Origin of the sequence: Cyclobacterium salsum (genome assembly GCF_010119245.1) — a bacterium.
Classification (GTDB): Bacteria; Bacteroidota; Bacteroidia; order Cytophagales; family Cyclobacteriaceae; genus Cyclobacterium; species Cyclobacterium salsum.
The window spans coordinates 449,297-464,840 of record NZ_WNKG01000001.1; the positions used below are offsets into that span (position 1 = coordinate 449,297).

Genomic DNA, 15,544 nt, shown 5'->3' on the forward strand with positions numbered 1-15,544 from the left:
TATATTTTTTTTACATATTGATTATTAAATAGTAAAAAATAAATACCGTCATCCCGATTTTTGCGTTTAAAAAAAGTTAATTCTCGGAATGACGGTTTGATAATGAAAATAGGTCAAACTCACGTTGAAGGAAGGAGCTTGCTTATATTATCTTCGAATACGTTTCGAAGACATTTCCTGCGAAGAATTTCCCAAAACTGGCAATGGCCTTGATTCCTTCCTCCTTTGATCTGGGATGAATGGCCTTAACGGTTCTTAATTGGCGTAACAAGTCAGCCACCTTAATTACCAGCTTGCCTTTGCCCAGCATTTTACCATGAGGACCGGTGCCCTCGTAGAGTGCTATGAAAAGCGTGGTGGTGTCTTTCCAGGCATCCACTACGTAGTCATTTTCAATGTCTTTAAACCCTTCAAAATAATAGTCGCCGCCATCTGGACTTAACAAGTTTGCCATGTAGCGCATCTTTTTTTGCCTGCTTTCTGCTTTTTCCTGAACAAAGAGGTTAAACTCCCCTTGATAGGCAGTCAGTGCTTCCTCAATCAGTGATGGAACGCTCATAGATCCCAACATGGCGCCGGGATGGTCCTCCCTGGCCACAAAATCATCTATATCCTCCGTTTGAATCGTAAGTGTAAATTCAAAAGGGGTATTTTCGGCTTTTCCTTTTTCATAGCCTGCGTCAAAATCTGCAGTTTCACCCCAACCGATGAAGCCCTTCATGGTTTCCGTAAACTGAACCCCCGTACCCGGTGGCTGTTCACCGGGAGATGCGCTATGGTTTTCCTCAAATTCATCTGATAGCTCATATCCTTTTTCCTGAGCGATGAGCTCACAGGCCCGTTCCGCCAGCGCACTGATGGTCAACAAAGGATTCGTACCTACCGGTCTGGGTATGATCGCGCCATCCATGACGTACAATCCTTCATGCAGCGCATTTCCCATTTCTCCTTCAAACACCTGCCCCTTATGATTCACGACTCCAAGATCCGCAGTATCTGCCATGCCACAACCACCCAGGGGATGTACGGTTACCAGATCATAGTTCATTAATCGGTTCCAGGTAGGGTTGGGTATCTTGGTCCCTCCAAGTGCCTCGGTGGCTTGATACATTTCACTGTTTACCTTCTTGAAAATCTCCTGCTTTCCTACTCCCTCCCAATTGATGGTCAGTTTGCCCTCGGCATTCATTTTTAGGGTACCATTGCCATCGTCATGTGTCATTACCAGATACACCTGACTTCGCGCCAGCGCTCCATGAAAGGGACCCAAAAACAGGCTTCGGATTTCACGCCATTTCTCTTTAAAATAATCGATAAAGCCCCTATCCGAATCCTTTCCCACCAGACGTGAAAAAGTAAAGAGAGCTTTTGGCATGAGGCCACGGATAGGGCCCGGAATGGTTCCTTCTTCGAGGGTCATCCCGTCTTCCAGCTTCTCACGCTCCCGCAGGTCAATGACACTGGTAATACAGGGACCCACGTTGGCGATCTGCTCCGTTCCTTTTTTCCCGAGCCCGATACCATTGATCCGCACATCGTTATTATAACCAAAACCCAAAACATCTCCATTTCCTGTAAACCGATGCCCCAATTTTTTAGACACCTTCAACCCTATTTTTGCGGACCTAAGCAGAATTTCGGTAGAGCCCAGGGAACCGGCACCAAGGATTACATTTTTTGCCTTAACAAATAACAAAGGTGCATCAAACAAGTCCCGGCCTATACCGATCGGATGGAAATATACCTGCCAGTGATCCTTACCTTTTTTAATATACCTCACATTTATTTCCGTAAAAATTTCTGCCCCGTGGGAGCAGGCATCGGGGAGGTAATTCATCGCAGTGGTATTCTTTGCTCCGATATTACAACCTGTTACACAATCCCCGCAATTCGTACACTTGGGTTGATATACACCCACATGATTGGTCTGATCTTCGAAATTTACATTGATATCGAGCAGCCGAAACGGAGCCGACATGTGGGCCGCAGATTTTCTCATCGCCTCCGTCTTTTTCAGCAGTGGATATCCGTTTTTCTTTTCCGGGTAGGGATTTGGCCTCAACATTTTCCGGGCTCGGGAAACTCCGCGCTTGAATGAATCCAAGTCCTCCCGAATGGCTTGGGGCCAGGCATTATCATCCATTACTCTTGATTCAGGTTCAATGGATACATTGGCATTTACCAGGGAAGTACCGCCGAGGCCACAGCCTTTAAAGACATTGATACCACTGCCCATGGTAAATTCGTACAAGCCGTTTTTTTCAAGGTTGCCCGATTTTCCACCGATAAAATTCATTTCTCCGGACGCCTTTATCAGCGTATCGGGAAATTCTCCCGGCAAAAATTCCTTACCTTTCTCAAAGAGGCAGACCGACTGACCACACCTTGCCATTCGGGATGCGGCGATACTTCCACCATATCCCGAACCAATGACCAGGTAGTCATAAGAGGATTTCAGGGCGGTTAATGGTTTAGCTAATCTTTTCATTTTTTATAACTATTGGATCTTCAATCAATTCATAGGATATAGGTCCCCCTTCAAATTTTGGATTTTCTTCGGTACCCGTGTTTTTCCAATTGCGCACCACCTTTTTCAAACCGATAGGATAAATGGTAACGCCTTCTCCGGAGATCGAGAGGCGTAAGAAATTCTTATAGCCCTCCCAGCGATAGGAAGAGGAGGCTTCGGTAATATGATTTTTTAAAACTAAAACACTAAAGGAAAGGTACACACCAAATAGTATTCCGCTGATAATGCCCCCTACCAGTATCATTTCTGCCATGAATAGTAAAACCTGGCCGGGATTATTAACTCCCATACCCAAAGTACCAAGATTGGTAAAAGAAAATAGCCAAAGTAGAAAATAAAAATTCATCAAATGCAACCCTCCGTGAATGGCACCGGCGATGTAATTCAGGTTCTTCCTTCCCGACTTGGTATCTGTAAAAAGGAGTATCCCCATAAACAGCAGTAAGTTTAGAAATAATGCCGCAGGGTGATGGCTGATCCCGGAAATAATGACCCCAAAAAACGCCGAAATATCCCCATCTAATAGATCCAGGCCAGCCATTTTCTCCATAATGGATTCTGGGCTTTCCACATTTGACTGAAGTATCCAGGTGGTAAACGTGTGAAAGATACCGAAGAAGAAAAGCATGGTAAGGCTGAAATAGGGAAAAATCAAGTTGAGAAAACTCAGTTTAACCGAATCCCCTTTTGAAGGAAAGACTTTTTTCAACGCCGCTGGTTGTCCTTTCAGGCTTTCAATTTCCTTTTTTAGGGTATGGGTTGGATGCATAAAAGCCCCTCCTCCCCCGGCTGTAATTAATTGACAGGGATGCTCTTTTCCCTTTGACGTTTCATACCGGGCATAGTGGTGTAGGTCGCCGGTCAGGATGGCAATTACTTCCAGGGACTTATTTTTTTCTTCGTATTCCGCTTCCCCTTTACCAAAAAGCACTCTGTCAATGAAAAACTGCAAGCGATCAAAAGATTCGTTATTTTCATCAAAAGACTTGTAAACCCAGGAAGGCTCCGAGGCGCACAAGATCACTTTACTTTGGCTGGTGAAATGTTGCCTGGCAATTTCCCTAAAGTAACAGATCTGCGGGTAATCTATATCCGCATTCAGTTGCACATCTATCCCTACCAACCAATGATCATGAGGCAATTTTAGCGCAAAGTAACTCCTGCTTTGCTGCGTCTGCCAATTGCCGAGAGAACGCTTTTGCGTAAATAGCCGAAGAAAATTGGTCAATCCATCGTACCAGTCATGATTTCCCGGAACCGCAAAGACATCTGGTCGGTTGGAATCATTTTCATCTTTGGGAAAAGCGGCGTTGTAGGGACCTCGAAGACGGTTGTTATATTCGATAGGCTCCGGTGTTGGATAGACCTCATCCCCTCCCATTACCAGCACTTCTCCCCTTTTCAAGGGCTTGCCCCTCAAGGTCAATGATTCTCTGGCCAATAAATCCGCCAACGTAAAAGTAGGATTGAAGCCATCTCCCAAATCTGAGATAAAGTCCAGCCACATTTCCTCCCTATCCGAATAGTCATAAAACTGGATTTCCTGATCCAGGGCTGCCTGTAGTTCCCGCCTATCGGCAAAATTTCCGAATACGGAAGAAAGCACCGTTTTGACACCCGTGAAGGCTAATTGCTTGGGGTCATACCAATTGACCATTGGTTTTCTTTCAAACTTCATTGTACAACATTTTTTTTATCATTTTAACTTTAAACCCCATTCCTCCGCTAGCTCCGTCGCTCTTCTTTGCCAATGCCCTCCAAAATCCCTTTATTCTGGATGAAAAGGACTGAAAGAGAGTACCTTCCATAGCGATTTCCGGATCCGCACCTCCTTTTGGATACAAAACCAGCTCCAGCTCCTTGAAGTCCATACCCAACATCCAATGCCATGGACTATTGCCATTGAAGCGGCCCACTACCAGGTATACCCTGTTTTCGATCATCATACTCGTTTCTATTTCGTAAATAGAAAATCCGGATTCGCTCGGAATTCGCCGAAACCGAGTCTGAAAGCCGCTGTACTCTTGATCCAAATCTCCGATAAAAAGACTGGTAAAAACATCCATTCGCCCCTCGCCCCCCAAATCCGCATAGCGTAAAAATACATCCATCGATACCCGATCGACCTTTTCTTTCCAGGCCAATTCACCAGAAAACTGAAGCCGAAATCCAAGATAGTTCCCAATGGCAGGTGTGCTGGTCAGGCCCTCATTCAATTGGGCACCGGCTTCAGGGATATCCGACAGGTATTTTTTAGCATCCTGGTATCCCATATTTATCAGGTCTCTGGAAGTAATTTTATTAAAAAATAAATCCGGATCAAGGGGAAGGGGAAGCGACGGGTGTATAAGGTGAACTTCAATAGGCCGCTGCTGTCCGAATTCAGACTCCCCTCTTTGGATTCCTTTATTAATCCATTTTATTTGTTCAAATTCTTCCCATAAGGCTCCATTGGCACTCATTTCAATGGAATGCACATATTGATTCAGTGCCCCTGAAAAATACGCGGGATGGTTCCCAATTCCCCAAACAACCCAAATTTCTTCTGCACCCCGTCTGACTGCTTCCATTAGGTGGGCATCTTTGATCCAAACGGCATCAATAAACCACTCACCAGCCACTTGTAAGGCAGGCATTACAATGGGCAATGAAATTCCTGCCAGCAGGTGATTTTCATGAAGGTCCTTCGAAGGAATGGCTTGTACCACTTTTTTCGAAAAGTTACACAGGGAGAAGGTGATAGGAAGTCCCTTTTCCCTGATTGAATTAATTCGAACCTTAAAATGGGGTAACACCTTGGTTCGAATGGCATCCGTATCGCCCATTCCTTTTAGTTTCCAGGGGGTAAAATAATCCCTGAATCTAACCGGAGAGACAAAATGGGCTAGATTTAAATGGATCCAATTAGTTCTCAAATCATCCACCTGCTGCCCGCATGCCAGCATCGCTGCATTGAAGATGCCACCGGAGGTACCGTCCACATGATTGAATTCCAGGCCTTCCTCTTCCAAAGCCTTCATTACTCCCACCTGATAAGCCACCCTAACGCCGCCGCCTGCCAAAATCAGTGACCTATTTACATCTGTATCGGTATGGATTTCTTGTATCAGCATGGGTTTTGGTTGTCAGCGAAAGCAGTTCGTTTAAATTTAACCAGCTATTAAAATTTATCGTTATCTGAACGGAGTATTTTCAGGTAGAGTAAAAAAACAATCCCTGAAAAAAGGTCAAAAATGGCTACTCCTAAGGCCAGGACAGAAAATAACCCTATAAAAACACCCATCGCCACCGCGATAAACGCTCCAAATTTTTGAATGGCAGACCAGAGAATGATCTGCTTGTTACTTACGGAACTGTAGACAGCGTGAAGGACCATTCCACCAAAAAGGGCCATAAACATCCCAACAATGGCGAAGAAATGGGCGGCTTCCGGACTGCTACCGGTTTTTCCCACAAAACCCAGAATAAACGTCGGTTTCACCAACTGAATCAGTCCGGAAAAAAGGGTAATAAAGCCAATAAAAACCACCAATAGCTCGATGTATCGGGTCGAAATGCCGAAAATTTTATCTTTATTCATGGGTTTTCTGTTGATGGGTTGGTTTTGCTTTAGCGATAAAGAAATACATGGTAATTCCCCACATAAGCGTCAGGATTATCCAGCGAATGTCATTTAGCCACATCCATTCCTGGAGCAGTACCTGGAGGCTCGCTTCGTCGCTTACCCCAGCCTTAAATTGATTGTTTATGTCCTCTATATAAGCTTGCTGAACAATGACAGGAGCCAAAAGCCCGGGTATCCAGGCAATCGGAACCCAACGGAGTCCCGTGTTCCATTCCGAGATCAGCATGATTACCAATGCAGCGGCCATAAGGGGAATGGTGATGAAAAAAAAATTCGTTGCCAAATCCGTCTGTGGGATAATGGCATCGTAGTAATTGTCGAGGGTTAGGGTATTGGGGTAATTTGGAAACCAAAAGAAATGCAAGGACCAAAACATCCCCAAATAGATGGATGCACAAAAGAAAATATAGGCATTATTCAGGTCAAGGAGGGTTTTTTTGATAGGGTTCATGATAGTGCTTGACTAATGGGTTTGGATTCGAAATTTCTCGTAATCGGTAATCGAAGGCGGTGGCAGCCATTCCTCGCTAAAACCTAGCGGGTAGACTGTTTCCAGCCCTTCCGGCATGCTTTCAGGCGGATCTTCATACGTCATAAACCAGCATTGGAAATGGTCATCCAGGATGCCATTCGTTTCAGGCATAAAAGTGGTAAAAAAGGGGTCTGGGTTTAAGTCAATATGCTGTAGAGATGCTACCCGGGGATGGTCACCGATAAACAGCTTCCCCTTTGCTTTTCCGAATAAGTTGATTCCCGCCTTGGATTCAAAATAAATGTAAGAGGCCATCAGCATATTCCGAAACCGGCAATAATTTGTTGCTCCCACTTTTAATTTGATGGAAGGCGAACGGGGTTTTTCGATTTCAATTCTAAAGGCAAATTGCCCATCCTTTTCATACTGGCTACTCACCTGTTCCGAACTTTCTATAAAATCCAGGTTGGCTTGATGTTTGGGCATACCCCATATTCCCTTGCCCCCCTTCACTGAAATCTCACTACTTACCGGCAAATCCAGAATGTATTGACCCGTTCCATAATGTCCCAGTAAAATGGAATTTAAAAATCGTGGAGCCGGCTTGGGTCCATGGGTACATGCGATGGCTATACTGTATTCGATGTACTTTCCGATGCTGGTATCCAGGTAATTAATGACGGTGACTAACAGTGCTGCTCTACCATTCGGAAGTTTTAATGCATGTATTTCATTGCCGGGCAGCAACTCATTGGCTTTCTCCCAATCACAGGAAAAACCAGCCATTAATGCCGGAGACCGGGATGAGCTTACCGGCATTTGGTAGGGTATCCCGTCTACAAGGGCGTATCTTCCGGTGTATCGTTTGATTCTTTTGGGGGGCATAGCTGGGAATTATCCAAGTTCTAATTCATTGATCATTTTTGGAAACACATCAATGTGTGCATTTTTCCCGAAAAATACATCCAAATGACTGTAGCCTTCCAAAAGATACAACTTGTGGAAGTCTGGCTTTGTACTTTCCAGAAACCGAAATGTTTTTTCCTGGCTTTCTGATAAAAAACACTTGTTCTTTTTTCCCCCAAACAAAACCATTCTTGCCGCTGTTTTGGGAGGCTCCGATACGTAATCACGATCTTCATCATTATCGGGTGTCAAAGCTCCGTTCCGCACACATTTTTGCATGTGCCTGAAAAAGGAAAGGGGGACATGCGCAAATTCATACTGTATCCATTCCTTGGTTTTCTCATCCAGATTTTCCAATTCCCAGAGGGCTGGGAAACCGGAACCGTAAGTAAAGCTAACCATTTTACCCACCGTGGAGTCCTTTTCCCAGTGGGTAGCTTTTACAAAATTCAAAATAACTTTAGATTTAAAATCGGGAGCTGCAAGGCCCCACTGAGGATCGAAATAATCGAAAAACCGACTTACTATGGGGACCAATAGGTTCAACTTGAATTTGGAAAAGGCAGGAACGATCGGATGTAGGGAAACCGCATTGCTAATTATCAATTTAACTTCCGGAATCAACCCCATAACGGCCGACATCATAAAACTGGTGCTGCCCTGACAGTGAATAATCGCTTTTATCTCTTTCGAACCGGTAAGTTCACTTACCTTTTTCACGGCTGCCGGATGGTCATTTCGGGCTACCAGATCCAGGTTCCACTCGTTAGGCTCCAGGTGAATACTCCCCCTCCAATTTTCTAACCAAACGTCGTATCCTTCTTCTGCCAATTGAAATATGATATTGTTCTTGGAAGGGGGATTAAAAATATTGCTACTTACACCGGCACCATGTACCAATAAGACCGGTCCTTTGGTAGCTTTATTTGATTTAAGTCGCTTCAAATCACATTTAAAGCCATCTAATGCCTCAAATTCTATGGTCTCAAAATAAGCTGTCATATGAATTGTTTTTCACAGGATTAATTTAACAAAATAAAATCAATTCTTCATGCTAATTCCCGGGATTTTTTCCAATTAAAATAAGGGATATCCATCAAATTCAATGTATCTGACGGTATAAATAAATATTTTATCTTTGGTTCAAATTAATAAAATTTTGACCATGAAATGGACACGATTAAAATCATCATTAAACGAACAGGGCAATGATTATTTTAATCGTCAAAGGTTCTCCCGATTTGATATCGGGACAGGCTATGTGACCATTAAAAGACAATTATAAACATATGAAACGAATACTTATCCCCTCTGCCATTCTGATAATAAGCGTGATGAGCTGTAGATCAGACCTTAATCCTTCGCAGGAACAGGATATCCTGAAAATAAAAGCCATGAGCCAGGCGAGGGCTGATGCTTTTAATGCCGGTGATGCGGCTGCAATTGCAGCTCATTTTACCACCGACGCTGTTCTAATGGCACCTAATACCCCCAAAAAAATAGGTCCTGAAGCCGTAGAAGCCTATTATCAGGAAATTTTCGATAATTACAGAACAGGTTTAGAAAGCGGATATGAAGCCGTTCGGGTTGACGGAGATTTGGCTTTTGGCAGGGGCTTTGCCAAGGTTACCCTCTTCTCCAAAACAACTGGAGACACCACCTACGCTACCTCTAAATACTTAAACATCCTGGAAAGACAGGCCGATGGAAGCTGGAAGACAACCCATGATATTTGGAACGCTAATGAATAGCGAACCAAACGGCTATCGAATAGCAGTCTACTAAAAAGGATCTACGTCCACCAAAAAACGAACCGACCTGAATTTCTTTTCGGCCTGTAACTCCATGATTTTTTCCATTAATTGTTTTTTGAAGTTTTCCTGAACCGAGACTGATTTTTCCAGTTTGATCCAAATTTCAAACAGGTACAGGTTTTTGATTTTTCCAATTAATGATTTTTCCGGACCCAATACAATTTTTTTGGCTTCAATAGCCATTACCAGATTTTTTAGGTGAAGTGCTGCCATCTCCGCTGTTTTATATTCTTTGTGTTTGGTCGTCACCTTAATATTTTTAATAAAGGGAGGATAAAAAAACTGCTTGCGCTCACGGATCTCCTGTTGGTAAAAATCTATGTAATTTCCACTCATTATCTGACTGAAAATCTGCTGATCAGGCCGCCGGGTCTGAATCACTACCTCGCCTGTTTTCTCCCTCCTACCTGCCCGTCCAGCCACCTGGGTAATCTGTTGAAAAGCCCTTTCCCCTGACCTGAAATCCGGAAAATATAAAATACGGTCGGCATCAACAACTCCCACCAGGGAAACCCGATCGAAGTCAAGTCCTTTGGTGATCATTTGGGTGCCCACCAAAATATCCACATTCCCGGCCCCAAAGTCTTCCAATATCCGTTGGTACCCGTATTTGCTTCGCGTTGTATCGAGGTCCATTCGCGCAATGCGAGCCTCCGGAAATAACAAGGATAGGTTTTCTTCAATTCGTTCCGTGCCTACGCCTACGGTAGTCAATTTATGACTTCCGCAAGCCGGGCAAGCCTTGGGTAGCTTCTCCTTAAACCCACAATAATGACAGCGGAGTTCTTCCTGATATTGGTGGTAAGTGAGACTTACATCGCAATGCTCACACTGTGGAATCCAACCACAATCCTCACAAGAAATATAAGGTGCATAGCCTCTTCTGTTCTGAAAAATTAACACTTGTTCCTGCCTGTTCAGGGCATCTTGTATTTTTTCTCTTAGAATTCGGGTAAAATCAAGTTTCAGCAGGTTTTTCTTTTTGTCCTTGAGTATATCTGCCAAATGGAAGTGGGGAAGCTCGGCATTTCCATACCGTTTGTCTAGTTTCACATACCCGTATTTTCCATTTTGAGCATTGAAGAACGATTCAAAAGCTGGCGTGGCCGACCCCAAAACGGTTTTGGCCTGATGCATCCAGGCCAGCATGATGCCAGCATCTCTGGCCTGAAACCGGGGAGCCGGATCAAATTGCTTATAGGAAGGTTCGTGTTCTTCATCTATGATCACCAGACCCAAACTGTCAAAAGGTAAAAATAAGGAAGACCGGACACCAATAACAAAATTAAACCGCCCCTTGAGCACTCCCTGCCAAACCTCTACCCGCTCATTGTCGGAGTATTTGGAGTGGAAGACACCCATTTTGTTCCCGAATACCTTTTTCAAGCGAAAAACCAGATGGGTGGTCAGGGCAATTTCCGGGAGCAACAATAATACCTGCGAGCCGCTGTCCAATACTTCCTTTATCAGCTCTATATAGATCTCCGTTTTGCCAGAACCGGTAATTCCATGAAGCAATAGCGTATTTTTGTCTTCAAATTGCCTATGAATTTCCCCAACAGCTTCCTGCTGAAGCGGGGAGAGGGTGATCGAATCATTCCCAGTTGCCTGTTCATCGAATCTGCTGATCGTTATCCGAAAGGATTCCAGGATCTCTTTTTTAATCAAGGTATCGATGGAACTCTGCGAGCAGCCTGCATCTATCAACACCTTTTTAAGCAGCCCGGCATCATTCAACTCGGGCTTTTGAAACACCGGAATAAGCTGCAGGTATTGGAGCAACACCTGCTCCTGTTTTTGTTTTCCCTTTAGTTCCAAAAAAAGATCCTGCAGCATATTTTCTTCGGCAAGAAATCGATTGGTTAATCGGATTCGGTGCTCCGTTTTAGGACTGTATTTTTCTTTGACCGATTCGTAAAGAAGCACGGCTCCCTTTGAAAGCAGGCTTTTAATAATCTTATGACTTATTTTTCCAGGCAGCATTTGCTCAAACTGCTCCACCCGCATGTCATCATGTTTGGCCAGCGTTTCTAAAACCAGTAGTTCCCGATCGTCCATGGGAAAACCCGGGGCTTCCGGATCAAAATTAGGATGCAGGTGCACCCTGCTTTCGGTAGATAACTTCAGCCCACTAGGCAGCGCCGCGTTCATCACCTCCCCTATATGGCAGCAATAATAGCCCGCCATCCAGTTCCAGAATTTGATTTGTAGCGCGTTGACCACGGGAAAATCATCCAACACATCCAAAATGACTTTTGCCTGGTAGACTTCCGGTGCTTTTTGGTGAACCTTTGCCACAATACCGGTTAGAATTTTGCGATTACCGAAGGGTACCATCACCCGGTACCCAATACCGATTTGCTCCTGAAATTCAGCTTCTACCTTATAGGTAAACCATTTTGGAATGGGTACAGGCAATATGACATCGGCGTACATGGACTTGGATGTGGCTGCCGGGTAAGTATGCGCGAAAAGATCCTCCAAAATAAATTTGTTTTCTTAGCGGGGCAAATGAGGTAATTGAAGCACTGCATCCTCCAAACTGCTGACCGGCTGCTTACAGGTTTTATCAAAACATACAAAATATTGATTTTTTTCCGCAGGCTTGTCATTCAATAAAGGAAGCTTGTCCATTCCTGTACCGGCCGCAAGTACCGTGTTGGGATAATAGTGCTTTTGAAAATCCAGGCCGTTGCTTTCTGCTTCCGGACCTAAAATGGCGATTTCAGCCGTTGGCAGGGTCTTTTCTAAATAAAAGGTAGCCCAGTTGGCTAAAAAAGAGGGCTCCTTCAGCAGCAATTCCTGAACCAGTTGCACCATATTTTCCGCCTGATCAAGGTACTCGTCCTGATACAAATAGATCCCCAAACGGTGTAAATTTCTGGCCATAATGGAATTGGATGCCGGAATGACATTATCAAAAATTTCTTTTTTATCGGCAATCAGTTTTTCTTTTTTGGGATCATTGAAAAAGAACAAACCATCGGATTTATCCAGAAACCGATCCATGACCCTGGCCATCAACTGATCGGCCCGCTCCAGCCATTTGAGGTCAAAAGAAAGGGAGTATAAGGCAATAAACGCTTGGATGACGGCGGCATAATCTTCCAAAAACCCAGAAGTATAGGCTTCCCTCTCTTTGTAGTTGCGAAACAATTCATTTTCCTGCACCATTTCATCCCAGATAAAAGTACCGGTAGCAAGGGCTTGCTCCCGATAGGATTCGGTACCCAGGGCATGGTAGGCCTGGCATAAACCCTGTATGACCCATCCATTCCATCCGCTAATAATTTTATCATCCAAACCAGGTCTTACCCGTTTATTTCTTTGTTTAATGACAATTTGCTTTGCTTTATGGAGCCTTGCCAAAAAATCCGATTCTGATAGTTTTAACGAGTCAGCAATCTTTTCGTAGGACTCCTTCTGGAATAGGATGTTTTCACCGGCTTCCCAATTTCCCTCAGACTTGATGCCATATAGCATGGCAAACCAGTCGTAATCCTCGCCTAAAAGCTGTTGGAGTTCGGCAGCATTCCAAATGTAATATTTGCCTTCTTTCCCCTCGCTATCCGCATCCAGGGCAGCGTAGAAGCCGTTCTCCGGGCTTTTCATTTCCCGAAGCAGCCATTGAATGGTTTCTTCGACTTTTTCTTTAAAAAAGAGGTCATTTGTATACTGAAAGGCTTTGGCATACAGACCGAGTAATTGCCCGTTATCATAAAGCATTTTTTCAAAGTGAGGGGCAAACCATTCCCCATCCACGCTATACCGGCAAAAACCACCTCCCAAGTGGTCGTAAATCCCTCCCATTCCGATTTTTTTCAGGGTAAAACAGACCTTTTCGCCCAAGTCATCCTGTCGGTCAAGAATCGCTAAGTCAAGTAAAAATGCCCAAATGGAAGGCATGGGGAACTTAGGTACTCGTTTCATGCCTCCCCAAACCGAATCGAAGCCATCGATTAATTTGTCTCCAATTGCCCGTATATCCTGAACCTGAAACGAAGATTTTTGAGCCTTTAATCCATATTTTTCCACCAGGGATAGCCGTAGACTCTTGCCAAATCCCCTGGCACTTTTTGCCAACTCTTCGTGCTGATCCGTATAGGCCTTTTCTATTCCGGAAAGCACTTTTATCCACTGATGCTTTGGAAAGTACGTCCCCCCATAAAAAGGCTGCTGATCCGGCATCAAAAAAACATTTAAAGGCCAGCCTCCCTGTAAACCCATGGCCTGTATAGCATCCATGTACAGGTTATCCAGATCCGGACGCTCCTCCCTATCAATTTTGATGGAAACAAAATGAGCATTCATTAAATCGGCTACTTCCGGATTCTCAAAACACTCTTTTTCCATGACATGACACCAATGGCAGGCTGCATATCCGATACTTACCAGCAAGGGTTTGTTTTCCTTCCGGGCTTTCTCCAGCGCTTCTTCTCCCCAGGGAAACCAGTCTACTGGATTGGTAGCGTGTTGTTTAAGGTATAGGCTTTTGCTTTTATGTAGTCTATTCGTCTTCATTTCTTTGGTTTACGGATGAATTTTGATAGGCCTCAATTTGATGGAGTTGATCCAGGATACTACTTCTTTCTGTAGTAAAATCAAGGTCTGTAGGCAAGCTATCTACTTTGTCCAACAACCCTTGCAGAAACTTTCCGTGTTGGATGGATAAGGGTTCAAAGGGCCTGTGGCTTAGGCTTTTGTGTAATTGATCGATTTCTTTGATTAATTTGCGGGTTTGGGCATCAAAAAAGGAATCCTGGAATTTTTCCCAAATATAGTCTTCGGCCATGGCATTAGGATGAATGAGATCGTCTTTGTAAAAACGGTAGTCCCGTAAGTCATCCATCATAAGTTCGTAGGCCGGAAAGTAGACGACATTCGATTTGCTACTGGCTATTTGATCGCAAAAAACCCGAAGAAGACTTTTGCTAAGTTGATTTTCCGGGACACCATCTTTAATATGCCGAACAGGACTGAGGGTAAGGATGATTTGAATGTTGGGATTTACTTGTTCCAGTAATTTGTAAAAGGCCTCAAAACTACCTTTCATTTGTTCAAAATCAAGCAGCTCTTTATTAAACTCACGTTGAGGTAACTTATGACAATTGGCCACAATACTATTGAATTTATGGTGGCGATAAGCAAAAGCAGAACCAAAGGTGATAAACAAGTGGCTGCCTGTTTCCAGGTGATGGAGGGTTTCCCTTTGTTTTTGGGCAAGCAAATCCATCAATTCCGCTTTAGTGAGGGCATTCAAGCGCGAATGGGAATGAAAATGGTAGTATTTTGCATGCTGCTGTATGCTTAACCCGGGGTCAAATGGCTGACCGGAAAGGGCCTTGGTAAGATTCTCAAAAATGGCAATGGGATTGTAAACCACTCCAAAGGGATTGACCGAAATTTGAAATTTGAATTGATGTAAGCGATTTCCTATCGTTTCGGAAAAACAAGACCCAATGGTCAGCATCTTTTCAGCATGCGTAATCCTTCGCTGGCAGGGGTTGATTCGAAATTCCGTTCTGAAATTTTTCATGTTTTTCCTTTAATCAAAGCAAATTAACCAATGCCCGGGAAGAACGAAAGCAAGATTTCAATACTTCTCAGCGAAACCGAAAAAAAGATGCGTTCGGATTGCCAGGAGATTTCATTCCCATAAGAAAAGAACGGATTTAAATAAAAAAAGCCAGTACAAACTGGCTTTTTTTTATTTAAGATCGAAGAAGGGAATTATTCCGCAACTACCAGAAATTTAACATTGGTTTTTACTTCCCGGTGAAGGTCCACTTCTGCTTCATATTCTCCAGAAGTAGACACGGGCTGATTGATGGATATTTTTTTCCTGTCAATTTCAATGCCTTTGTCTGCAAGCGCATCCGATAGTTGAAGCGTGGTAACCTTTCCAAATATTTTACCGGAATCTCCAATTTTGGCTTTAATTTCCAAAGTGATTCCTTCCAGTTTTTTGGCAACGGCTTCGGCTTCCGTCTTTATTTTTTCGGCTTTGTGGGCTGCTTGCTTGATATTTTCTTCCAAGATTTTCTTGTTGGATGAAGTAGCCAAGACCGCAAACCCCTGAGGGATCAGATAATTTCGCCCATAACCTGGTTTTACATCCACCAGATCATTTTTATATCCAAGTCCTTTTATATCCGTTTTTAAGATAACTTCCATTTCGAGTAATAATTTTAGTAGGT

General features: G+C 43.8%; 12 protein-coding genes. 1 reads left to right on the top strand and 11 read right to left on the bottom strand.

Annotation, left to right across the window (positions count from 1 at the left end):
• Positions 1-142 precede the first annotated feature (142 nt).
• From GJS45_RS01745 to GJS45_RS01775, 7 genes are read right to left on the bottom strand one after another with little or no spacing between them, the layout of a single operon-like run.
• Positions 143-2,488, bottom strand: a complete 2,346-nt coding sequence (locus tag GJS45_RS01745; RefSeq protein ID WP_162339715.1) for a GMC family oxidoreductase N-terminal domain-containing protein — start codon at positions 2,486-2,488, stop codon at positions 143-145.
• Positions 2,472-4,208: a metallophosphoesterase gene (locus GJS45_RS01750; RefSeq protein ID WP_162339716.1), complete on the bottom strand. Its 1,737-nt coding sequence runs from the start codon at positions 4,206-4,208 to the stop codon at positions 2,472-2,474. The genes GJS45_RS01745 and GJS45_RS01750 overlap by 17 nt, the downstream gene beginning before the upstream one ends.
• Complete coding sequence (locus GJS45_RS01755; protein WP_162339717.1) at positions 4,198-5,643, bottom strand: patatin-like phospholipase family protein; 1,446 nt, start codon at positions 5,641-5,643, stop codon at positions 4,198-4,200. Before GJS45_RS01755 ends, GJS45_RS01750 begins: the two co-directional genes overlap by 11 nt.
• Before the next feature lie 47 nt (positions 5,644-5,690).
• The gene (locus tag GJS45_RS01760) at positions 5,691-6,110 is read right to left on the bottom strand and encodes a patatin (protein ID WP_162339718.1); all 420 of its coding nucleotides are present in this window, start codon (positions 6,108-6,110) and stop codon (positions 5,691-5,693) included.
• Entirely contained in the window at positions 6,103-6,606 is a 504-nt protein-coding gene (locus GJS45_RS01765; protein WP_162339719.1) for a hypothetical protein, read from the bottom strand. The genes GJS45_RS01760 and GJS45_RS01765 overlap by 8 nt, the downstream gene beginning before the upstream one ends.
• A 12-nt stretch (positions 6,607-6,618) precedes the next feature.
• Positions 6,619-7,512 (bottom strand): acetoacetate decarboxylase family protein, encoded by an 894-nt coding sequence (locus tag GJS45_RS01770; RefSeq protein ID WP_162339720.1) that lies wholly within the window; start codon positions 7,510-7,512, stop codon positions 6,619-6,621.
• Between the two features lie 9 nt (positions 7,513-7,521).
• On the bottom strand, positions 7,522-8,535 hold the full coding sequence (locus tag GJS45_RS01775) for a lipase family protein (RefSeq protein ID WP_162339721.1): 1,014 nt from the start codon (positions 8,533-8,535) through the stop codon (positions 7,522-7,524).
• Positions 8,536-8,822: 287 nt separating this feature from the next.
• On the opposite strand from GJS45_RS01775, the gene GJS45_RS01780 reads away from it, so the two are divergent.
• A complete protein-coding gene (locus GJS45_RS01780; protein ID WP_162339722.1) occupies positions 8,823-9,284 on the top strand; it encodes a YybH family protein in 462 nt (153 codons plus the stop codon).
• Positions 9,285-9,314: 30 nt separating this feature from the next.
• On the opposite strand, the gene priA is transcribed toward GJS45_RS01780, so the two are convergent.
• The 4 genes from priA to rplI all read right to left on the bottom strand — a co-directional run bounded on the left by priA (position 9,315) and on the right by rplI (position 15,521).
• Entirely contained in the window at positions 9,315-11,831 is a 2,517-nt protein-coding gene (priA, locus tag GJS45_RS01785; RefSeq protein WP_394366562.1) for a replication restart helicase PriA, read from the bottom strand.
• Positions 11,832-11,846: 15 nt separating this feature from the next.
• Positions 11,847-13,868, bottom strand: a complete 2,022-nt coding sequence (locus tag GJS45_RS01790) for a thioredoxin domain-containing protein (protein WP_162339723.1) — start codon at positions 13,866-13,868, stop codon at positions 11,847-11,849.
• Positions 13,855-14,883 carry a GSCFA domain-containing protein gene (locus GJS45_RS01795; protein ID WP_162339724.1) on the bottom strand — a complete coding sequence of 343 codons (1,029 nt, stop codon included), beginning with the start codon at positions 14,881-14,883 and terminating at the stop codon, positions 13,855-13,857. The genes GJS45_RS01790 and GJS45_RS01795 overlap by 14 nt, the downstream gene beginning before the upstream one ends.
• A gap of 194 nt (positions 14,884-15,077) precedes the next feature.
• The gene (gene rplI, locus GJS45_RS01800; protein ID WP_162339725.1) at positions 15,078-15,521 is read right to left on the bottom strand and encodes a 50S ribosomal protein L9; all 444 of its coding nucleotides are present in this window, start codon (positions 15,519-15,521) and stop codon (positions 15,078-15,080) included.
• Positions 15,522-15,544 lie beyond the last annotated feature (23 nt).